Origin of the sequence: Pigmentiphaga sp. NML080357 (assembly GCF_002188465.1) — a bacterium.
Taxonomy (GTDB): Bacteria; Pseudomonadota; Gammaproteobacteria; order Burkholderiales; family Burkholderiaceae_B; genus Pigmentiphaga.
On the sequence record NZ_NINW01000049.1, the window covers coordinates 102852 to 123182 of the forward strand.

A 20331-nucleotide genomic window follows, 5' to 3' on the forward strand; every position below is an offset into this window, starting at 1 on the left:
GGGGCTCCTTCAGCGTAGCGAGAGATAGCGGTTGCAGGCCACGAGGATGGCGATGGAAATCACCGAAGTGATGAGCACCAGCAGCAGGGCGAGATCGTCCTGCCCCGCCTGGGTGGCATCGTAGATGGCCATGGAAAGCGTTTGCGTGCGATGGGGGATGGAACCCGCCACCATGAGCGAGGCGCCGAATTCGCCCATGGCGCGCGCGAAGGCGAGCAAGGTGCCGGCGAGGATGCCGGGCCAGGCCAGGGGCAGCGTCACGCGCAGGAACACCGACCAGCGCGACTGGCCGAGTGTGCTGGCGGCGGCTTCGAGCGTGCGGTCGATGCCGGCGAACGCGGCGCTGGCCGATTTCAGGACTAGCGGCAGGGCCACCACCGCCGAAGCGACGACGGCCCCGTGCCAGCTGAAGATGATGGTGTAGTCGAAGTTCTCGTACAGCCACCGGCCCAGCGGACTGCGCCGCCCGGCGGCCAGCAGGATGGCGTAGCCGATGACGGTGGGGGGCAGCACCAGCGGCAGCATGAACAGCGCTTCTGCAACGGCGCTGCCGGGAAACCGCCTGCGCGCGAACAGCCATCCGAGCCCGACGCCGGCAACCAGGGCCAGCAGCGTGGCCAGGGCCGCGACCTTCAGGGACAGGATCAGCGGAAACGCGTCGAACGTCTCGAACAGCGATGTCGTCATATCCGGAAGAATACAGCGAAACCGGAAGCTGCGGTAGCGCCATTGCGCGCTCGCTCGATGCGGCGCGGTATCAGGGCGCCAGCATCCGGGTCATGGCTTCGATATCTTCCGCGGCGGCCGCCTGCGCGGTGGCCTCGATGGAGCGGTAGCGCCGGATGATTTCCTTGCCCGCCTCGGTCACCATCGTTCCGCCGCCGCGCGCGCCGCCCACGGCGCTCTCGACCGCGGGCTCGCGCAGCGAGCGGTTCAGCTCGTCCACCAGCAGCCAGGCGCGCCGATAGGACATGCCCATCTGCTGCGCGGCGGCCGTAATCGAGCCGGTCTGCAGGATGGCTTCCAGCAGCGCGATCTTTCCCGGGCCGATGGCAATGGCGGCATCGCGGTAGACGCGCAGCCGGAACTGGAATCGGGGCTTGGTCGAGGTGGCCATGGAGGGCTTGGAAGAGCGGGCGACGGACATGCCGGGATTGTAGGCTCCGCAGAACGCGGGTCCAGCCTTTCGTCACGGCCGGTTTCACAGCGCCTGGGGCAGGCCGCCCGGCTCAGGCGGAAACCGCGGAGGAAGAGGCCGCGGCCAGGCAGAAGCGGAACACGGTTCCAGGTTCGCCCTCGTCTACCAGACGGATCTCGCTTCCGTGCAGCTTCAGAATGCGCTGCACGATGATGAGTCCAAGGCCGCCGCCCGCCTGTGCGGTGCGCCCCAACGCCGGGATCCGCTTGAATAGCCGGGGCCGCAATGCTTCCGGGATGCCGGTTCCGGTGTCATGGACGTCTACGCGCAACCCGTCCGGCGCGCCCGCCAGGCGTACCGTGATGCGCGTGCCGGGCGGGTTGTGGCGGATCGCGTTGTCCAGCAGATTGGTCAGCACCCGATCGATCATGGCCAGATCGGCATGGACCAGCGGCAATGCCGGCGGCATCTCGATAAGCAATTGCTGGCGTCGCGCCTCCGCGGCGAGCTCGAATTTCTGCACGACATCCTGCACCAGATCGGGCAGGGCAAAGGCTTCCCGCTCGGGTTGCACCAGGCCGGATTCCAGCCGGGCCAGCTCGAACAATTCCTGCGCCAGCGCGCCGACCTTTCGACTCTGGTCCAGCGCGATATCCAGGTAGCGATGGCGCTCGGCCGGGCTCAGCAGGTCGTCCTTGATGCGCAGCGTCTCGAGATAGCCGTGCAGCGAAGTCAGGGGCGTACGCAAGTCGTGCGATATGTTGGCGATCAGGTCGCGCCGCTGCTGGTCCTGCCGGGTCAACTCCCGCCATTGTTCGGCGATACGGCGGCCCATCTGGACGAATGCGGCGCGCAGGGTGGCGATCTCGTCGCCACGGTCGTCCGCCGCGGACGCGGTCATCAGCGTTGCGGGGACTTCCCCCGTTCCATCGAAGTTGCGCACAGCGCCGGCCAGCGCGCGCAGCGGCCGCGTGATGAGCCGGAAGGCGATCAGCCCCATGACCAGGCCGAGCAAAGCGACCAGCCCAACGATCCACGCCGTCATGCGCCAGGCGGAATGGCGAGCCAGGCCGGCGGCGACCGCGTCATGGGCTTCGCCTTGCAGGATGACATAGACGAAGCCCGCTTCCTTGCCGCCGACATGCACCGGCGCCGCGCTGAAGACCTTCCGGATATCGGCGCTGCGCGGATCGTCGCCAAGAATGGGCAGGCGTCCGCCGGCAACCAGCCGGCGGACAGGCTCGAGATCGACGCGATCGCGCTTCAGGCGGCCAGGCGGCGCGGCATGCCCGACGATGCGTCCGCCGGTATCGAGGAGATAGACCTCGACCGAGGGGTTCACCGCCATGAGCTTGTCAAACAGATCGTGCACGGCATCGGGCCGCCAGCCGCTTGCATCCATGAGTTGCGCCGTGGCGGCGATATGGCTCGCCAGGCCGTTCGACAACTGCTGCACGACCTCCTGCTCGTGGCGGGCGCTGGCATGGATCTGGACCAGCAGGGAAATGCCGCTGCAGGCAAGCAGCAACACGGCGAATACCGCCGACAGGCGCTGGGTCAGCGTCAGCCGCTTCATGGCTGCGCCGGCTCCGCGGGCGAACCGGACGCGAATTTGTAGCCGCGCCCCCACACGGTGAGGATGCGCCGGGGATCGGAGGGGTTCTCCTCGATCTTCGTGCGCAGCCGATTGATGTGGGTGTTGACGGTATGCTCGTAGCCGTCATGCTGGTAGCCCCACACTTCGTTGAGCAGGTCCATCCGGGAAAAGACTTTGTCGGGATGGCGGATGAAGAAGGCCAGCAGATCGAACTCGCGGGGCGTCAGGTCGAGGGGCTTGTCGCCAAGGGTGGCCGCGCGCGCCACCGGGTCGACCGAGAGCCCGTGCAGCAACAGCACGCCGGCCTCGATGCGGGCGTTGCGCGCCAGTGCATCGACGCGGCGCAAGAGCGCCTTGACGCGCGCCACCAGCTCCAGCATCGAAAATGGCTTGGCAAGATAGTCGTCGGCGCCCAGCTCCAACCCGACGATGCGATGTACTTCGCTGGAGCGCGCGCTGGTGATGATGATGGGGGTATATCGCGCCATGGCTCGCGCGCGCCGGCATATTTCCAGCCCGTCCACCCCCGGCAGCATCAGGTCCAGCACCAGGGCGTCCCAGGATTCTTCCGCCAGCATGCGCATGCCCTGGTCGCCATCCGCCGCGTGTTCCACGGCGTAGCCTTCGTCGCGCAGATGCATGCGAAGCAGATCGGCGATGTGGGCGTCGTCTTCGACGATCAGGACGCGCTTGGCCTGTTCCATTGAGCCTGCCTTGAAAAACCGGTGACGCGATTGTCGCCAAACGCGGCGCCGGCAGTTATCACATTTATTTTAAGTTTGCGTGAGGACTCCGGTACGGCTCGCGGCCAACAATACCGCCAATCCTGCCACGGAGTCCCCATGACTGCCGCAACCCGCTCGGCGCGCGCACCGTCCGTCCATCCTTCCTGGCTGCGCATCACGCATTGGCTGAACGCGCTCGCGGTCCTGGTCATGGCCACGAGCGGCTGGCGCATCTACAACGCTTCGCCCTTGTTCGATTTCGAGTTCCCGGATGCCGTTACGCTGGGTGGCTGGCTGGCCGGCGCGCTGCAATGGCATTTCGCCGGCATGTGGCTCCTGGCGCTCAATGGCGCAGTCTACCTGGTACTGAACCTCGCCACCGGCCGAATGAGGCGCCGCTTCTTTCCGCTCTCCCCGGGCGGCGTGCTGCGCGACGCCGCGGCGGCCCTGCGCGGCCGGCTGACCCATGACGATCCGCACCGCTACAACGAGGTACAGCGCCTGGCCTATCTGTTCGTAGTGCTGGACATCGCGCTGCTGGTGCTATCGGGCCTGGCCCTGTGGAAGCCGGTGCAGTTCGGCATGCTTCGCGAACTGATGGGCGGCTACGAGACGGCACGCCGGGTGCATTTCGCGGCCATGGCGGCACTGCTGGCATTCGTGGCCGTGCACCTGGCCATGGTCGCCCTGGTCCCGGGCACGCTGCGCGCCATGATCCGCGGCCGCTAGGAGAATTCCATGGAGAACCGCTCTCGCCTTTCTCGGCAGGACGCCGGCCTGGTCCTGAAGGAAGCCCGCAAACTGCTGTCGGCTCGTGTCGAACACCCCGGGAGGCGCGCCTTCCTGACGCGGACGCTGACCCTGGGCGGCGTGGCCATGCTTTCCGGCTGCGACGTGACGAACAACGCCGGAATCGAACGGGCGCTGTCGGCCATTTCCCGCTTCAACGACGAAGTGCAGGCGCGGATCTTCGACCCGCACGCCTTGGCGCCGACCTATCCGGCCTCCATGATCACGCGGCCCTTTCCTTTCAATGCCTACTACGGCATCACCGAGGCGCCTGCGATCGATGAGTCGGGGTACCGGTTGGAAATCGGCGGGCAGGCAGCGGACAGGCGGCCGTGGCGCTTGCCGGAGCTGCGGGCGCTGGCACAGACCGAACAGATCACGCGGCACATCTGCGTGGAAGGATGGAGCGCCATCGGACGCTGGGGCGGCGTGCGGTTTTCCGATTTCCTGGCCCGCATCGGCGCAGACACGACCGCCAGATTCGTGGGCTTCAAGTGCTCGGACGACTACTACACCAGCATCGACATGCGGACGGCCTTGCATCCCCAGACGCTGCTGGCGCTGACCTACGACGGACGCACGCTGCCGCGCGAGTATGGCTTCCCGATGAAGCTGCGCATGCCGACCAAGCTTGGCTACAAGAATCCCAAGCACATCCGGGCAATCTTCATCACCAATACCTATCCCGGAGGGTATTGGGAGGACCAGGGCTACAACTGGTTCGGCGGCAGCTGACCAACCGCTTTCCGGCGCGGGATGTCCCGCACCTTTTCCACCACCGCTTCAAGGAGCGACTCAAGATGAAACTGACCGCAATCGTTCTTTCCCTGGGCATGGCCTGCGGCGCGGCCGCCGTTCACGCCGCCGACTCCATGGGCAAGGATGCCATGGCCAAAGACGGCATGGCCAAGGCTTCGGCGCCCAAGGACGCGATGAAGCACGACGGCATGAAGAAGGACGCCATGGGTGCAGAGGGCATGAAACACGATGCCATGAAGAAAGGGGATGGCATGACCAAGGACGCCATGTCGAAGGACGGCATGGCCAAGGATGCCATGAAGAAATAGCCCTTGGCAGGACGGCGGCCGGCTATCGGGCCGCCGCAGGCACTAGCCTTTCAACTGCCCGAAATCGACGATCCGGCCGGCCAGCGCGCTGGCGGCGACGGTATACGGGCTTGCCAGCCACACGCTGCCCGGACCCGACCGCCCGGGGAAATTGCGGTTGATCGCGCTGATGGTCACCTCCGAGGCGGAGGTGGACTGTCCGGGCCCGCAATTGGCGCACGATCCGCAGCCCGGCATGATCAGGCTCACGCCGGCCTGCTCGAAAACGGAAAGGTATCCCCGCTCTTCGCAATAACGCTTGACCTCCATCGTGCCGAACTGCAGGAAGAAACGGGTATGCGGCGGGATGCGCAAGCCCTGCGCCAGGCCCCACTTCAGCACTTCATGGTAGCTATCGAAATCGGCCTGCTTGCCGCCGGTACAGGAGCCGCCATAGGCGATGTCCACCTGGACCGCTTCGGCCAGCTCGTCGATCGCCATGCCGTTGCCCGGATCGCCGGGCCTGGCCACCATGGGCCGCACGCTCGCGCCGTCGATGTGGATCACGCGCCGGTACGCCGCATCCGGATCGCTCTTCATCCAGTCTTGCAGTTCGAACGCGATGCCCCGACGCTCCCGCAGGAAAGCGACCGTTTGCTCGTCCGGCTCAACGATGCCGGTGAACCCGCCGAGTTCGGCCACCATGTTGGTCAGGGTGGCGCGCTCGTCCACCGACATGGCGCGCACCGCCTCGCCCCCGTACTCGAACACCGCGCCGATGGCCTCGCCATTGCGCACCGCTTCCGAGCGCAACAGCACGAGCACGATGTCCTTGGCGGTCACGCCGGGCGCGAGCGTGCCCGAGACTTCCACCCGCAGGGTCTCGGGGATCTTGCAGCGCACGTAGCCGGTGGTCCAGCTATTGGCCATGTCGGTCGAGCCGACGCCGAACGCCAGACAGCCGAGCGCCCCGGCATGCGGCGTGTGCGAATCGGTCCCGGCCACGACGTGGCCGGGCAGGGCATAGCGCTCGGTCATGAGCGCGTGGCATATGCCTTCCGATCCGCTGCCGTCCGGCAACTGGCCGTGATGGCGGACCGGGTAATCCATCACGAAATCGTGATGGCCCTGGACCAGCGTCGCCACGCGCGGCAGCAATCCGCCCTTCACGTGCGGCACGCTCTGCGGCGCCAGCACCAGGTGGTCGTGGAATGCGACGATGCGGTCCGGGTCGCGCAGCGGCGCCGGCTTGCCGTAGGCGCGATGCATCAGGTGGGCGCTCATGCCCGTGAAGTAATCGTGGCTGAAGCGCCAGTCGGCCTTGACGAAGACCCCGCTGCCGCGCTCGGCCTGCGCCGCGTCCGGATGCAGATGGCGGCGGATGATCTTCTCCACCAGCGTCAGGCCCTTGCCGCCGGATACGGCCGCCGGCTCGGTATCGGCGCGCAGCACCTGCCGGCTGTATGCCATCAACCCGCCGCTGCGGATGATGGCCTGCGTCAGCGCATCGCGCCCCTTCAGGAAGTGCTCGATGGGAATGGACTCGCCCGCCTGGATCCGGCGCAGCACGTCGAAGTCGGTCGTGGTCAGGATCCCGATGTTGTCGCAGTTCTGTTGGTAGATGCGCTCGAAGCTCTCGGCCACGATCAGCCGGATGCCGGCCGACAGCTCGGCCAGCGGGCTGTGCTCGCGCGAGGATCCTTTGCCGTAGCGCTTGCCGGCCACGGTGATTTCGAACCCGCCCTGCCGCACGGCATCCTCGCCTATGGGAAGTTCGTCGCCGGCCTTCAGCCCGACGTAGGGATAGCGGCCCAGCCGCTCGTCGTAGACCAGCATGGTCGTGACCGGCGTGATTTCATCGGTCGATACGTCGTCGCGCAGCGGTGCGGCATCGGCGAGCGGGACTGCCTCGCCGGCAAGCTGGCGGCGTATGCACGCGGGATCGCGCGACAAGTACAAGATGCGGCCGGTGAAACGAATGGCGTCTTCCATGCAAAGGCTCCTTTTGCCGCACTTTAGGAGGAACCCGTAGTCGCATAAAGCGCCATTTGGGCAAGGCAGGCATCTCGGTCGGCGAATCCTGCCTTGCTCCGCCGATGCCTATTCCTGCCGGAACAGGTGGACCACGCCCAGGGCTTCTTCGGCCGGCACCATAAAGCGGCCGGGTCCGTCCACGACGGTGAAACCGGCGCCGGCGACGTGCTTTCTCGCGGCGGCGAGATCACGCACGCCGAACGTGGCGGCCACGATGGCGGGCGCCGGCGCCATCAGCGTGCCCGGCAGGTGGACCAGGAAGGAGCCGTCGGCGTCCCGCGCGCCCACGGGCTGTTGCTCGATCCGCGCTTCGATCATTTGTCCATCACCGAAATCGCGCTGCGCCAGGGCTTCAACGACATTCCGCACTTCAGCCGCCAGTTCCGGGCGCGCTACGGCTATCCGCCGCGAATGGCGCGCACCGATTCCATCCGCACGACGCAATAGCGGCGCCCCCAACGGCGAGGGCAGCCATCTCGAATCGTCATCCCACGCGCGGCGGACCGCTCCTATCATGAAAAACCGGCCCGAAGCGGGCCGGACGGCTTGCCGCGCGCAAGCCCATCGACACGACGGATGGTTCACCGCATGCCACGCACACTCTACGACAAGCTCTGGGACACGCACGCCTTCGCCGCCGAACCGGATGGCACCAGCCTGCTCTATATCGACCGCCACCTGATCAACGAAGTCTCGAGCCCGCAGGCCTTCGAGGGTTTGCGGCTGGCCGGCCGATCGCCGTGGCGCGCCGACTCCTGTCTGGCGATCGCCGACCACAATGTGCCCACTACCGACAGGCGGCACGGCATCGACGATCCCTTCTCGCGCATCCAGGTATCGGCGCTGGAAGACAACGCCCGGACCTACGGCGTGACCTTCTTCGGCATGCAGGACCGGCGGCAGGGCATCGAACATGTGGTGGGCCCGGAGCAAGGCGCGACGTTGCCCGGCATGACCGTGGTATGCGGCGATTCGCATACCAGCACGCACGGCGCCTTCGCCTGCCTGGCGCACGGCATCGGCACCTCGGAGGTCGAGCATGTCCTGGCCACCCAGACGCTCATCGCCCGCAAGATGAAGTCCATGCTGGTGCGCGTGGAAGGCCGGCTCCAGCCCGGCGTGGTCGCCAAGGACATCGTGCTGGCGCTGATCGGCAGGATAGGGACCGCGGGCGCGACCGGCCATGCCATCGAGTATGCGGGATCCGCCATACGCGCGCTGTCGATGGAAGGGCGCATGACCGTCTGCAATATGTCCATCGAGGCCGGCGCGCGCGCCGGCATGATCGCCGTGGACGACACCACCATCGAATACCTGCGCGGCCGCCCTTTCGCGCCGTCGGGAGCGCTGTGGGACCAGGCGGTTTCCTACTGGCGCACCCTGCGCTCGGACGACGGCGCGGTATTCGACACGGTGGTGGAGATCGACGCCTCGGCCATCGTGCCGCAAGTCACGTGGGGAACCTCGCCCGAGATGGTGGTGCCTGTGGACGGCAAGGTGCCGGACCCGGAGGCCGAGTCCGATCCGGTCAGGCGCGAAGGCATGCGCAAGGCTCTGGCCTACATGGGGCTCGCCGCCGGCACGCCCATCGCCGACATCGAGCTCGACAAAGTCTTCATCGGGTCGTGCACCAATTCGCGCATCGAAGATCTGCGCGCCGCCGCGGCCGTGGTCAAGGGGCGGCGCAAGGCGCAGAACATCCGCCTGGCCATGGTGGTGCCAGGCTCGGGCCTGGTCAAGGCGCAGGCCGAAGAGGAAGGACTGGACCGGATCTTCCTCGATGCGGGCTTCGAATGGCGCGAATCGGGCTGCTCGATGTGCATGGCGATGAATGCCGACCGGCTTGCGCCGGGCGAACGCTGCGCCTCCACCTCCAATCGCAACTTCGAAGGCAGGCAGGGAGCCGGCGGACGCACGCACCTGGTGAGCCCCGCCATGGCGGCCGCCGCCGCGATCGCCGGACGCTTCGTCGACGTGCGTTCCCTGTAAGGATCCCCAGCATGGAAAAATTCGATCTTCTGGAAGGCATCGTCGCGCCGCTCGACCGCAGCAACGTCGATACGGATGCCATCATCCCCAAGCAGTTCCTCAAGTCCATACGGCGCACGGGCTTCGGACCCAACCTGTTCGACGAGTGGCGCTACCTCGACCGGGGCGAACCTGGGCAGGAATGCGCCAACCGGCCGCTTAACCCGGACTTCGTGCTCAACCAGCCGCGATACCAGGGCGCCACGATATTGCTGGCACGCGCCAACTTCGGCTGCGGCTCCTCGCGCGAGCATGCGCCCTGGGCCATGCAGCAATACGGCTTTCGCGCCGTGATCGCGCCCAGCTTCGGCGACATCTTCTACAACAACGCGCTGCAGAACGGGCTGCTGCCCGTGGTGCTTGCCGAAGCCGAGGTGGACGCGCTCTTCGCGCGGGCGACGGGAGACGAGCCCTTGCGCCTGGCGATCGATCTCGAGGCGCAGCGCGTGACGACTGCGGACGGCGCCCTGGCGCTGCACTTCGACATCGCGCCCTTCCGCAAGTACTGTCTGCTGAACGGCCTGGACGACATCGCATTGACGCTGCGCAAGGCCGACCAGATCCGCGCGTTCGAAAGCGCGCATCTGCGGGCGTTTCCCTGGCTCTCGCAGGCACGCCCGGCAAGCTGAGCAGGCACGGCCCGGCGCGTTGCCGCGGCCGTGCCAGCGTGCAACAATCCGGCTTTCCGGCCGTGCGCCGTCCGCCGCCTTCGCGCGGCCCGCGCGGCCTTCGTCCATTGCGAACGCCGGCCGCCAGCATGAGCAATCTCGTCAGAAAACTCGACCTGACTTCGCTGCGCCTGTTCGTCGCGGTCTGCCAGGAACGCAACATCGCGCGTGCCGCCGAGCGCGAGGCCATCGCGCCTTCGGCCGTCAGCCGCCGCATCGCGGAAATCGAAAGCGTGGTCGGCCAGCCGCTCATTCACCGCGAGTCGCGCGGCATCTCGGTCACGCCCATCGGCGAAGCGGTCCTGCGCCACGCCAGGGAAGTCCTGGCCGACATCGAGCGCCTGGAAGCCGAACTCTCGCAATACGCCACCGGCGCCAAGGGCACGATACGCATCGTCGGCAACATGTCCTCCATCGTGCAATTCCTGCCCGAGGACATCGCCGCCTTCAAGCGCGTCTTTCCGGACGTGGACATCCACATCGACGAGCAGACCAGCAGCCAGGTGCTGCGCAGCCTGACGGAAAGCGATTTCGACCTGGGCTTTTGCAACAAGGTGCCCGGCATCGAGCAGCTCGAGCACCTGCCTTACCGCAGCGACCGCCTGTACCTCGCCGTGCCGCGCCGACACCGCCTGGCCAAGGCGCCGGTCGTGCGCCTGCGCGACTTCATGGAGGAGAACATCGTCGGCATGGGGCAGGGCACGTCGCTGACCCGGTTGCTGGTCAAGGAAGCGAGCCGCCTGGGCGCGCCGCTGAACGTCAAGATCAGCGTCAGCAGCCTGGACGCCCTGTGCCGCATGGTGCACGTGGGCCTGGGCGTCGCGGTGGTGCCGCAGCACAGCGGCGAACTCTACGTGGACACGCTGGACCTGGCGCTGATCCCCATCGAGGAATCCTGGGCCGCACGCGAACTCTTCGTGGTCTTCAGGCAGCGCGAGGGCCTCTCGGCCCCCGCCGCAGCGCTGGTCAACTTTTTGACGAACCGCTAAAGGCTTTGCTGCGAATTACTTGGCAGTAGGCATCACGAATTCAGCGCCTTTCTCGATGCTGCTCGGCCAGCGCTGCATGATGCTCTTCTGCCTGGTGTAGAAGCGCACCCCCTCCTCGCCGTAGGCGTGCATGTCGCCGAACAGCGAGCGCTTCCAGCCGCCGAAGCCGTGCCAGGCCATGGGAACCGGAATCGGCACGTTGATGCCCACCATGCCGACCTGGATGCGGCGCCCGAATTCCCGGGCGATGTTGCCGTCGGTCGTGAAGCAGCTCACGCCATTGCCGAACTCGTGGTCATTGATCAGTTCGACCGCGGAAGCGAAATCGGGCACCCGCACGCAGGACAGCACCGGACCGAAGATCTCTTCGCGATAGATACGCATGTCGGGCGTGACCCGGTCGAACAGCGTGCCGCCCATCCAGAACCCGCGCTCGCAGCCGGCGCCGGTCGAGGCGGCGTCGAACTGGCGCCCATCCACCAGCAGCTGCGCGCCTTCCTCGACGCCTATCCCGATGTAGTCGCTGATGCGGCGGTGCGCGGCCGCGTGCACGATGGGTCCCATCTCCGCATCGAGTTCCATGCCGTTCTTGACCTTCAGCGCGTGCGTGCGCTCGATCAGGCGCGGCATGATGCGGTCGGCCACGTCCCCCACCAGCACCGCCACCGAGATGGCCATGCAGCGCTCGCCGGCAGAGCCGTAGCCCGCGCCGATCAGCGCATCCACGGCCTGGTCCAGGTCCGCATCGGGCATGACCACCATGTGGTTCTTCGCGCCGCCCAGCGCCTGGACGCGCTTGCCGTTGCGCGCACCCGTTTCATAGATGCTTTGCGCAATGGGGGTGGAACCGACGAAGGACACGGCCGCCACGTCGGGATGGGCCAGCAGCGCATCCACCGCTTCCTTGTCGCCCTGCACGACGTTGAACACGCCGTCGGGCAGGCCTGCCTGCTTGAGCAGGTCGCCGATCATCAGGGAAGGCGTGGGGTCGATCGGGCTCGGCTTGAGCACGAAGCAATTGCCGGCGGCGATGGCCACGGGGAACATCCACATCGGCACCATGACCGGGAAGTTGAAGGGCGTGATGCCGGCCACCACGCCCAGCGGCTGGCGCAGCGTCCAGTTGTCCATGCCGGTGGACACCTGGTCGGTGAACTGGGTCTTGAGCAGTTGCGGAATGCCGCAGGCGAATTCGACGATGTCGATGCCGCGCGCGACCTCGCCCTGGGCATCGGTGAACACCTTGCCGTGCTCCGCCGTAATGGCGCGGGCCAAGTCGTCCTTGTGACGGTTGAGCAGTTCCAGGAAACGGAACATGACCCGCGCCCGGCGGATGGGCGGCGTGTCGGCCCAGGCGGGAAAGGCGCGCCGGGCGCTGGCCACGGCGGCATCCACGTCGGCGGCATTGGCCAACGCCACCTGGCCGGTCACGGCGCCGGTGGCGGGGTTGTACACGTCGGCCGTGCGAGAGCCGGACGACGGCACCTGGCGGCCGTCCACCCAATGGACGATGGAAGAAAGCGTGCTGGAAACGGGAACGGCGACGGTGGACATGGCGAAGAATCCTGGAGTGAACGGCGAGGATCCCAGTCTAGGCCGCCCCGGCGGCTTGGATAAGCCGGCCAAATCCAATTAAAGTGTTCATTATTTTGAACAATGCGGGTGAGAAACCATGGCATCCGACGTGATCGCTCCCTGGGTGGCCGACATCCACTTGCTGACCGTATTGGCCGAGACGCGCAGCTTCACCCAGACCGCGCGCCGGCTCGGCCTCTCCAAGGCCTCGGTGAGCATGCGCATCGGCGCGCTGGAACGCGCGGCCGGCGTGCCGCTGGTCCAGCGCACCACGCGCTCGGTGGGGCTTACCGAAGCCGGACGCCAGCTGGTGGCCGACGCGGCGCCGGCGTTCGAACGCATCGACGCCGGCTTCATCGCGGTCAAGGATCTCTCCGGCACGCCGCGCGGCACGGTCCGGGTCACGGCCCCGGTGGCGCTGGGCCGGCAGCACGTCGCGCCGCAACTGGCGCCGTTCATCCGCCGCTATCCCGACGTGCGCATCCACCTGGACCTGACCGACCGTTTCGTGAACCTGGCCCAGGAGGGCTACGACCTGGCCATCCGCCACACCGGCGCGGCGCCGGAAAGCTACGTGGCCTGGCCATTGTGCGAGACGCGCTCGCTGCTGGTGGCGAGCCCCGCCTACCTGCGCCGGCGCGGGACGCCCCGGCACCCGCGCGACCTGGCGACGCACGATTGCCTGCTGTACCTGGGCACCGGCGCGGATACCTGGACCTTCGTTCCCGCCGGTGGCGCGGACGCCGATCCTTTGTCCGTGCCGGTGCAAGGCCCCTTCAAGGCCAACAACAGCGAGGTCCTGCGCGACGCCGTCCTGGACGGACTGGGCATCGGCCTGCTGCCCGACTTCAGCGCCGCACCCGCCATGCGCCGGCTCAAGCCGGTGCTGCCGGACTGGCGCGTACACGGTTTTTTCGGCAACCGGCTGTACGCCCTGCGCCCCTGGGCGCCGCAGGTGCCGCGCGCGGTGCAGTGCTTCGTGCAGCATCTGCGCGAATCGCTGGCGCCGGGCTTTCCGCTGCCGGAGTAGGCGCGGCGCCACCGCGTGGTGGGGTTGTCTCCCGGCGTCAGGCCGCCGCGCGGTCCTCGAGCATGAAGGCCAGCGCCTGGGCGCATGGCTGCGCCACCTTCAGGGACAACAGATCGTCGGCGCGGGTACGGCCCACGTTGACCGCGGCCACGGGCAAGCCCGCCGCGGCGCCGGCGCGTACATAGCGATAGCCGGAATGCACCATCAGCGAGGACCCCACCACCAGGATGGCATCGGCCGCCTCCAGCGCGCGCAGCACCGTCGCCACCCTGGTGGCGGGCACCTGCTCGCCGAAGAACACCACGTCCGGCTTCAGGATGCCGCCACAGGCGGGACAGGGCGGCACCGCGAAGCGCGAGAAATCCGCAACCTCCAGATCGGCGTCGCCATCGGGCGCATCCGCCGCCTCCAGCGCCACCCAACCCGGGTTCATCGCCTCCATGCGCTGCTGGAACCCCGCGCGCGCTTCACGATGCGCACACTCCATGCAACGGACTTCGTCCAACCGCCCGTGCAGGTCGACCACCGCGCGGCTGCCGGCGGCCTGGTGCAGGCCATCGACATTCTGGGTGACCAGCAGCCCCACCTTCCCCGCCGCCTCGAGCCGCGCCAGGGCCCGGTGCGCATCATTCGGCCCCGCCTTGCCAAAGCGCCGCCATCCCACCATGCTGCGCGCCCAGTAACGCGACCGAGCGAGCCCGCTGCCCATGAACGCCTGGAAATCGATAGGCGGCGTCCGCTTCCACCGGCCATCGGCATCCCGGTAATCGGGAATCCCCGAATCCGTGCTGCATCCGGCCCCCGTCAGCACGAACAACCGCTCATGGCGGGCAACGAACTCGGCAAGCGCGGAAACGGAAGATGCATCCATACAAGACCCCACAGGCAGGAACCAAGCATACCCCCCAATCCTCCTTCCCACTCCAAGCCCGCAGACATGACAGCGAAAATCAAAACCAATCCAAAAGAACGCTACCCCCACCAGCCTGGTAGTACCGCAGGGCACAGCGGATCCGGCTCCGCCGGTCCGTAAGTAGAGCCCCCTGGGGGGCGCGCGTCAGCGCGTAGGGGGGGCTGTGGATAACCTCTAGGAAGCACCGTTGTGCACAATCTGTTGGCCCTTTCTGGATAACTCCGCTTTTTCTCCGGACCGAAAAACTTGTTCGACTTGGGGGTACACCATGTGGGCAAGGTTATCCACATGCCTAAAAAGTAGGCAAGGCATTGAATCGAAAAGGAATTTTCCGCGAGGAAAAGTTATCCACAGGCTCCTATTACCTACTACGAGTGGGATAGATAGTTTTAGGTTAAAGCCCAAAACATTTTTCTTCCTACCACGACGACGGACCGCCAGCGGTCCCTTCGGGTCCTCCGCGGTCCGGTTGACCCTGCCGGGGCGAACACCTAGCATCCCATTCGCTTCCATGCCTCTATATCTATATAAACAAGCCCGCCATGCGCATCCTGTTGGTTGAAGACGAACCCGAACTCGCCCGGTGGCTGTCCGGCACCCTGGCCAGGCACGCCGGATTCGTCGTGGAATGGGCGAACGACGGGGTCATTGCGGAAAAACGGCTGCAAATGGAGGATTTCGACGCGATCGTCCTGGACCTGGGCTTGCCGGGCCTGGATGGCCATGGCCTGCTCGCCAAGCTGCGAGCCCGTGACGACCGTACGCCCGTACTGATATTGACCGCGCGCGATTCGCTGACTGAGCGGGTAAGTACCCTGCACGAGGGCGCCGACGACTTCCTTCCGAAGCCCTTCAACGTCGCGGAACTGGAGGCAAGGCTGGTGGCCTTGATCCGCCGCAGCCGCGGACGGGAACACCCCCGCCTGGCCTGCGGTCCGCTGACTTTCGATGCCGCCGCGCAAAAATTCCTGCTCGGCAGCCAGGTGCTGGCCCTTTCCCCGCGCGAACACGCGGTATTGCGGGCGCTGATCCAGCGCAGCGGCGAGCCCGTGACCAAGCAGCAGATCCTGGACCGGGTGTTCAGCGATGACCAGGACGTCGGCCCCGACGCGATCGAAGTGCTCATCCACCGGCTGCGCAAGCGTCTGGGAGACACCGGCGTGCAGATCGTGACGCTGCGCGGCCTGGGTTATTGCCTGGAGCCGGCATGACGAACCCCGGCGGCGGCCGGACCAAACGCCGCAGCCTGAAATCGACGCTGCTCTGGTGGATGCTGCCCGCCCTGGCCATGGTGGCGGGCGGCGGCCTGTGGCTGTCCGTGCGCCTGCTCGACGACCTGGCCAACGCCGCCTACGACCGGTCGCTGGCGGGCGCGCTGCGCGCCATCGACCTGAACATCTCCACCGAAAGCGGCGGGCTGGCCGTTGAACTGCCTTACCGGCTGCTGCAATTTTTCGAGCTGACCGCCAGCGGCAACGTCTATTTCCGGGTGGCGACGGAAGACAACCTGACCGAGATCGGCAATCCGGAACTGCCTCTGCCCGAACATCCGCTGCGTTCGGGCAAGGCGGAGTTCTTCAATGCGCGGTACTTCGGCGAACCGGTGCGGGTCGGCGTGCTGGCGCGCCGGCTGGATCCGCCGCTGTACGGCGCCAAGGAAGGGCAGCGCGTGATCATCCAGGTTGCCGAGAGCATCGACTCGCGCGCGGGCTTTACCCGCACGGTGCTGATGCGGGCGATCGAGCGGGATACGCTGCAGATCCTGTTGAGCGCCCTGCTGCTCACGGCCGGCGTCATCATTGCGCTGCGGCCCCTGGTACGCCTGAGCGAAGAGATCGATGCGCGCGGTCCCGACGACCTGCGGCCAGTGGACGACAGCCAGGTCCCCTCGGAGGTGCAGCCCCTGGTGGCCGCCATCAACCGGCACATCGCCCGTCACGAAGCCCAGGCGCGGGCCCAGCGCCAGTTCCTCGACGATGCCTCGCACCAGTTGCGCACGCCCTTGACGGTACTGAAGACCCAGGTGGATTTCGCGCTGCGCGAGAACGACCCGCAGGCCGTACGGCAGGTGCTGCAGGCCATGCATGGTGGCATCGACCGGTCCATACGGATGGCCAACCAGATGCTGGCACTGGCAAGGGTGCACGATGCCTCGCTGGCCGAAGGCAGCGTGCCGTTCGCCCGGGTAGACCTGGTCGAGCTGGCAGGCGAGTGCGCGCGCAGCCTGCTGCCGGCTGCGCGCGCCAAGCAGCTCGATTACGGTTTCGACGCCCAGGAGGAGACCCTGCCGTTCTTCGGTTCGGCGCTGCTGCTGCGCGAAGCGCTGGTCAATCTGCTGGACAACGCCATTCGCTACAGCCCCGAGGCGGGCATGGTGACCTTGTCGGTCGCGCGCGAGGGCGAGCAAGTGGTGATCCGCGTGGAAGATGGCGGGCCGGGCATGTCGGCGGCGGACATCGAGCGGGCCGGCGTGCGTTTCAGGCGAGGCGAGTCCGGCAAGGGCAAACCCGGTGCCGGGCTGGGGCTGGCCATCGCGCAGCGCATCGCCAGGCTTCACAAGGGCAGCCTCGTGCTCGAGAACCGCGTACCCGGGCCCGGCCTGAGGGTGTCCCTGGTTTTCCCCGCGGCATGAAGAAAACCGCGACGCCCTGACCGGGGCGCCGTGGATCCGGCTTTGCCGGTCCACCAGCGGCGAAAAAGGGCCCCGATTGAAAGCCTATTGAAAGCCGGGAATTCGTACAGTCGCCCTCGTACGGCAGGCTAGCCGTCATATCGACAACAATGAATGGAGGTGACTGATGAACCCCACAGTCCGTCTGCGGGCTGCGGCATGTGCCGCGGCATTGCTGCTTGCGGGATTGGCCGCGCAACCCGTCGCCGCCGCGCCCGAGCGGCCCGAATGCATCGCGCCGGCCAAGCCCGGCGGCGGTTTCGACCTGACCTGCAAGCTGGCCCAGACCGGGTTGCAGGAAGGCAAATTCCTGGCTTCGCCCATGCGCTCGGTGTACATGCCCGGCGGCATCGGCGCCGTGGCCTATAACACCATCATTGCGCAGCGCCCGGCCGAAGCCGGCACCATCGTCGCGTTCTCCGGCGGTTCGCTGCTCAACATCGCCCAGGGCAAGTTCGGCCGGTACACGGAATCGGACGTGCGCTGGGTGGCCGGCATCGGCACCGACTATGGCGCCGTCGTGGTGCGCAAGGATTCCCCCTGGAAGGACTTGAAGAGCCTGATGGCCGCCATCAAGGCCGATCCCACCAAGGTGGTGTTCGGCGCGGGCGGCACCATCGGCAGCCAGGACTGGATGAAGGCCGCGCTGACCGCGCGGGCCGCCGGCATCGATTACAAGACCATGCGCTTCGTGGCCTTCGAAGGCGGCGGCGAGTCGCTCACCGCCCTGCAGGGCGGTCACGTGCAGGTGTATTCGGGCGACGCGGGGGAGGTGGCCGCCATCCTCGACGCCGGGGTGCCCATTCGCATTCTGGCGGTGTTCTCCGAGCAGCGGCTGCCCGGCAAGCTGGCCGACGTTCCCACCGCCAAGGAGCAGGGTTTCGACATCCAGTGGCCCATCATCCGCGGCTTCTACGTCGGACCCAAGGTATCGGACGCCGACTACCAGTGGTGGGTCGCCACCTTCGACAAGATGATGGCCACGCCGGAATTCGCCAAGCTGCGTGAAGAGCGGGGCCTGTTCCCGTTCAACCTCACCGGCAAGGCGGTGGACGACTACGTCAAGAAACAAGTGGCCGAATACCGCAAGCTGGCCGACGAATTCGGATTGGTGCGCAAATGACGGGCAGCCGCGTCGTATTGAACGACCGGCTGCTGGGCACGGCGGCGCTCGCATTCGCCGCCGTGATGGCGTGGCAGGGCTACGGCCTCGAGGCGCCTTTCGCCTACGAGCCGGTCGGCCCGCGCGCCTTTCCCATGCTGCTGTCGCTGATCATCGGCCTGTGCGGGCTGTGGCTGGCGGTCAAGGGCGGCAATCCGGTGGAGCCCGCCGCCCCGGGTGTGAAGGGGCGCGTCTTCGCCGTGGCCGCGGCGCTGGCGGTCTATGCCTTCCTGTTTCAATGGCTGGGCGTGGTCTTCGCCACCTTCCTGATGAGCCTGCCCGTGGGCCGCGCCTTCGGCGGATCGTGGTTCAAGTCGGGCGCCGCCGGGCTGGTCCTGGGCGTGGCCGTTTTCCTGCTGTTCGACAAGGTGCTCGACGTCGTGCTGCCCACTGGTCTGCTGGGAGGCCTCCTGTGAACGAGATCTTCGGCCACCTGGCCACCGGTTTTTCGGTCGCGCTGACGCCGCTCAATCTGCTGATCGCGGCCATCGGGGCTTTCATCGGCACCATCGTCGGCGTGCTGCCGGGACTCGGACCCATCAACGGCGTGGCGATCCTGATGCCTCTGGCATTCGCGATGCAACTGCCGCCGGAGAGTTCGCTCATCCTGCTGGCTGCGGTCTATATCGGTTGCGAATATGGCGGCCGCATCAGTTCCATCCTGATCAACGTGCCGGGCGAAGCCTCGGCCATCATGACGGCGCTCGACGGCTACCCGATGGCGCGGCAAGGCAAGGCCGGCGTGGCCTTGTCCATTTCTGCGTGGAGCTCGTTCGTCGGTTCCGCCGTGGCCACCGTCGGCATCGCAATCGCGGCGCCGCTGCTTGCCAGGTGGGCGCTCGCCTTCGGGCCCGCCGAATACTTCGCGCTGATGGTGTTCGCTTTCTGCTGTCTGGCGGGACTGATGGGCGAGCAACCCGTCAAGGCACTGCTGGCCGCCGCCGTCGGGCTGGCCCTGTCCACCGTGGGCATCGACGAGAACTCGGGAATCTACCGCTACACCTTCGATTCGCTGCACTTGAGCGATGGCATCCAGTTCGTGGTGGTGGTGATCGGCTTGTTCTCGGTCAGCGAAATGCTGTTGCTGCTCGAGCAATCGGTAACGGGCACTGCCGCGGTTAAGCCCACCGGCCGTACCTTGTTCAACCTGCGCGAAATGGCGCAGACCTGGTGGGGCACGGTGCGCGGTTCGCTGATCGGATTCGTGGTAGGCGTGCTGCCGGGCGCGGGCGCGACCGTCGCGTCGGCAATGGCCTATTCGACCGAAAAGCGCCTGGTGGAGCAGTCCGACCCGGAAGGCGCGCATTTCGGCAAGGGCGACATCCGCGGACTGGCCTCGCCGGAGGCGGCCAACAATGCCTCGGCCACGGGGTCCTTCGTGCCCATGCTCACCCTGGGCGTGCCGGGGTCGGGAACCACCGCGGTGATGATGGGCGTGCTGGCGCTCTACAACATCACGCCGGGCCCCGCGCTGTTCGACCAGCGTCCGGAAATCGTATGGGGCCTGATCGCGTCGCTGTTCATCGGCAATTTCATGCTGCTGGCGATGAACATCCCGATGGTGGGCCTGTTCGCGCGCATGCTGTCGGTGCCGACCTGGGCCCTGGTGCCGTTCATCGTCACGGTCAGCGCCATCGGCGTGTATTCGGTGCATGCCACCACCTTCGACCTCGTCATGATGGTGGCGCTGGGCGTGGTGGGGTATTTGCTGCGCAAGATGTCGGTGCCGATGGCGCCGCTCATCCTGGGGCTGGTGCTGGGCAACATGATGGAGCAGAACCTGCGCCGGGCCCTGTCCATCACCAACGGCGACACCGCCATCCTGTGGGAAAGCCCGGTCAGCATCGGCCTGTGGGCATGCGCCGCGGCCGTGCTGGTGGTGCCCGTCACGCTGCGCGCACTGGCGCGCCGGCGCGGCGGGGCGGCCGTATCCTCCGCGCCCTCGGCGTGACGGGTGGCCCCTCCG

Annotated in this window: 21 protein-coding genes; 13 read left to right on the forward strand and 8 right to left on the reverse strand. The window is 67.0% G+C overall.

The features are described 5' to 3' along the window. Window positions 1-9: 9 nt before the first annotated feature. The 4 genes from modB to CDO44_RS22945 all read right to left on the reverse strand — a co-directional run bounded on the left by modB (window position 10) and on the right by CDO44_RS22945 (window position 3439). Complete coding sequence (gene modB / locus CDO44_RS22930) at window positions 10-687, reverse strand: molybdate ABC transporter permease subunit (protein ID WP_087782569.1); 678 nt, start codon at window positions 685-687, stop codon at window positions 10-12. A gap of 70 nt (window positions 688-757) precedes the next feature. Then, window positions 758-1147 carry a winged helix-turn-helix domain-containing protein gene (locus tag CDO44_RS22935; RefSeq protein ID WP_233146320.1) on the reverse strand — a complete coding sequence of 130 codons (390 nt, stop codon included), beginning with the start codon at window positions 1145-1147 and terminating at the stop codon, window positions 758-760. Between the two features lie 82 nt (window positions 1148-1229). After that, window positions 1230-2714 carry a HAMP domain-containing sensor histidine kinase gene (locus CDO44_RS22940; protein WP_087782570.1) on the reverse strand — a complete coding sequence of 495 codons (1485 nt, stop codon included), beginning with the start codon at window positions 2712-2714 and terminating at the stop codon, window positions 1230-1232. After that, a complete protein-coding gene (locus CDO44_RS22945; RefSeq protein ID WP_087782571.1) occupies window positions 2711-3439 on the reverse strand; it encodes a response regulator transcription factor in 729 nt (242 codons plus the stop codon). Before CDO44_RS22945 ends, CDO44_RS22940 begins: the two co-directional genes overlap by 4 nt. A gap of 138 nt (window positions 3440-3577) precedes the next feature. Here CDO44_RS22945 and CDO44_RS22950 point away from each other — a divergent pair, with 138 nt between their 5' ends. The 3 genes from CDO44_RS22950 (at window position 3578) to CDO44_RS22960 (ending at window position 5316) form a co-directional block, all read left to right on the forward strand. Continuing rightward, on the forward strand, window positions 3578-4189 hold the full coding sequence (locus CDO44_RS22950) for a cytochrome b/b6 domain-containing protein (RefSeq protein WP_087782572.1): 612 nt from the start codon (window positions 3578-3580) through the stop codon (window positions 4187-4189). Between the two features lie 9 nt (window positions 4190-4198). Next, on the forward strand, window positions 4199-4984 hold the full coding sequence (locus CDO44_RS22955; protein WP_087782573.1) for a molybdopterin-dependent oxidoreductase: 786 nt from the start codon (window positions 4199-4201) through the stop codon (window positions 4982-4984). 65 nt (window positions 4985-5049) lie between these two features. Further along, a complete protein-coding gene (locus tag CDO44_RS22960) occupies window positions 5050-5316 on the forward strand; it encodes a pentapeptide MXKDX repeat protein (RefSeq protein WP_087782574.1) in 267 nt (88 codons plus the stop codon). 42 nt (window positions 5317-5358) lie between these two features. Here the strand turns inward: CDO44_RS22960 and CDO44_RS22965 are convergent, their stop codons facing one another. Then, window positions 5359-7287, reverse strand: a complete 1929-nt coding sequence (locus CDO44_RS22965) for an aconitase family protein (protein ID WP_087782575.1) — start codon at window positions 7285-7287, stop codon at window positions 5359-5361. Window positions 7288-7395: 108 nt separating this feature from the next. After that, on the reverse strand, window positions 7396-7647 hold the full coding sequence (locus tag CDO44_RS27720) for a hypothetical protein (RefSeq protein ID WP_158213396.1): 252 nt from the start codon (window positions 7645-7647) through the stop codon (window positions 7396-7398). Between CDO44_RS27720 and CDO44_RS27725 the strand changes: the two genes are divergently transcribed. From CDO44_RS27725 to CDO44_RS22985, 4 genes are all read left to right on the forward strand, one after another. Continuing rightward, window positions 7648-7776 (forward strand): helix-turn-helix domain-containing protein, encoded by a 129-nt coding sequence (locus tag CDO44_RS27725; RefSeq protein WP_158213397.1) that lies wholly within the window; start codon window positions 7648-7650, stop codon window positions 7774-7776. It abuts the gene before it with no gap. Between the two features lie 141 nt (window positions 7777-7917). Next, window positions 7918-9318 (forward strand): 3-isopropylmalate dehydratase large subunit, encoded by a 1401-nt coding sequence (gene leuC, locus CDO44_RS22975; RefSeq protein ID WP_087783079.1) that lies wholly within the window; start codon window positions 7918-7920, stop codon window positions 9316-9318. A gap of 11 nt (window positions 9319-9329) precedes the next feature. Then, complete coding sequence (gene leuD, locus CDO44_RS22980; RefSeq protein ID WP_087782577.1) at window positions 9330-9986, forward strand: 3-isopropylmalate dehydratase small subunit; 657 nt, start codon at window positions 9330-9332, stop codon at window positions 9984-9986. A gap of 128 nt (window positions 9987-10114) precedes the next feature. After that, window positions 10115-11014: a LysR substrate-binding domain-containing protein gene (locus tag CDO44_RS22985; RefSeq protein ID WP_087782578.1), complete on the forward strand. Its 900-nt coding sequence runs from the start codon at window positions 10115-10117 to the stop codon at window positions 11012-11014. A 15-nt stretch (window positions 11015-11029) separates the two neighbouring features. Here the strand turns inward: CDO44_RS22985 and CDO44_RS22990 are convergent, their stop codons facing one another. Next, the gene (locus tag CDO44_RS22990; protein ID WP_087782579.1) at window positions 11030-12568 is read right to left on the reverse strand and encodes a CoA-acylating methylmalonate-semialdehyde dehydrogenase; all 1539 of its coding nucleotides are present in this window, start codon (window positions 12566-12568) and stop codon (window positions 11030-11032) included. Window positions 12569-12686: 118 nt separating this feature from the next. On the opposite strand from CDO44_RS22990, the gene CDO44_RS22995 reads away from it, so the two are divergent. Continuing rightward, entirely contained in the window at window positions 12687-13619 is a 933-nt protein-coding gene (locus tag CDO44_RS22995) for a LysR family transcriptional regulator (protein ID WP_087782580.1), read from the forward strand. 37 nt (window positions 13620-13656) lie between these two features. Here CDO44_RS22995 and CDO44_RS23000 read toward each other — a convergent pair whose 3' ends face one another. After that, on the reverse strand, window positions 13657-14490 hold the full coding sequence (locus CDO44_RS23000; protein ID WP_087782581.1) for an NAD-dependent protein deacetylase: 834 nt from the start codon (window positions 14488-14490) through the stop codon (window positions 13657-13659). A 584-nt stretch (window positions 14491-15074) separates the two neighbouring features. On the opposite strand from CDO44_RS23000, the gene CDO44_RS23005 reads away from it, so the two are divergent. The 5 genes from CDO44_RS23005 (at window position 15075) to CDO44_RS23025 (ending at window position 20316) form a co-directional block, all read left to right on the forward strand. After that, window positions 15075-15743: a response regulator gene (locus CDO44_RS23005; RefSeq protein ID WP_087782582.1), complete on the forward strand. Its 669-nt coding sequence runs from the start codon at window positions 15075-15077 to the stop codon at window positions 15741-15743. Beyond that, a complete protein-coding gene (locus CDO44_RS23010) occupies window positions 15740-17164 on the forward strand; it encodes a sensor histidine kinase (protein ID WP_087782583.1) in 1425 nt (474 codons plus the stop codon). Before CDO44_RS23005 ends, CDO44_RS23010 begins: the two co-directional genes overlap by 4 nt. 166 nt (window positions 17165-17330) lie before the next feature. Further along, window positions 17331-18326 (forward strand): tripartite tricarboxylate transporter substrate binding protein, encoded by a 996-nt coding sequence (locus tag CDO44_RS23015; RefSeq protein WP_087782584.1) that lies wholly within the window; start codon window positions 17331-17333, stop codon window positions 18324-18326. Window positions 18327-18343: 17 nt separating this feature from the next. Further along, window positions 18344-18781 (forward strand): tripartite tricarboxylate transporter TctB family protein, encoded by a 438-nt coding sequence (locus tag CDO44_RS23020; protein WP_087783080.1) that lies wholly within the window; start codon window positions 18344-18346, stop codon window positions 18779-18781. After that, window positions 18778-20316 carry a tripartite tricarboxylate transporter permease gene (locus tag CDO44_RS23025; protein ID WP_087782585.1) on the forward strand — a complete coding sequence of 513 codons (1539 nt, stop codon included), beginning with the start codon at window positions 18778-18780 and terminating at the stop codon, window positions 20314-20316. Before CDO44_RS23020 ends, CDO44_RS23025 begins: the two co-directional genes overlap by 4 nt. The last annotated feature ends 15 nt before the right edge of the window (window positions 20317-20331 follow it).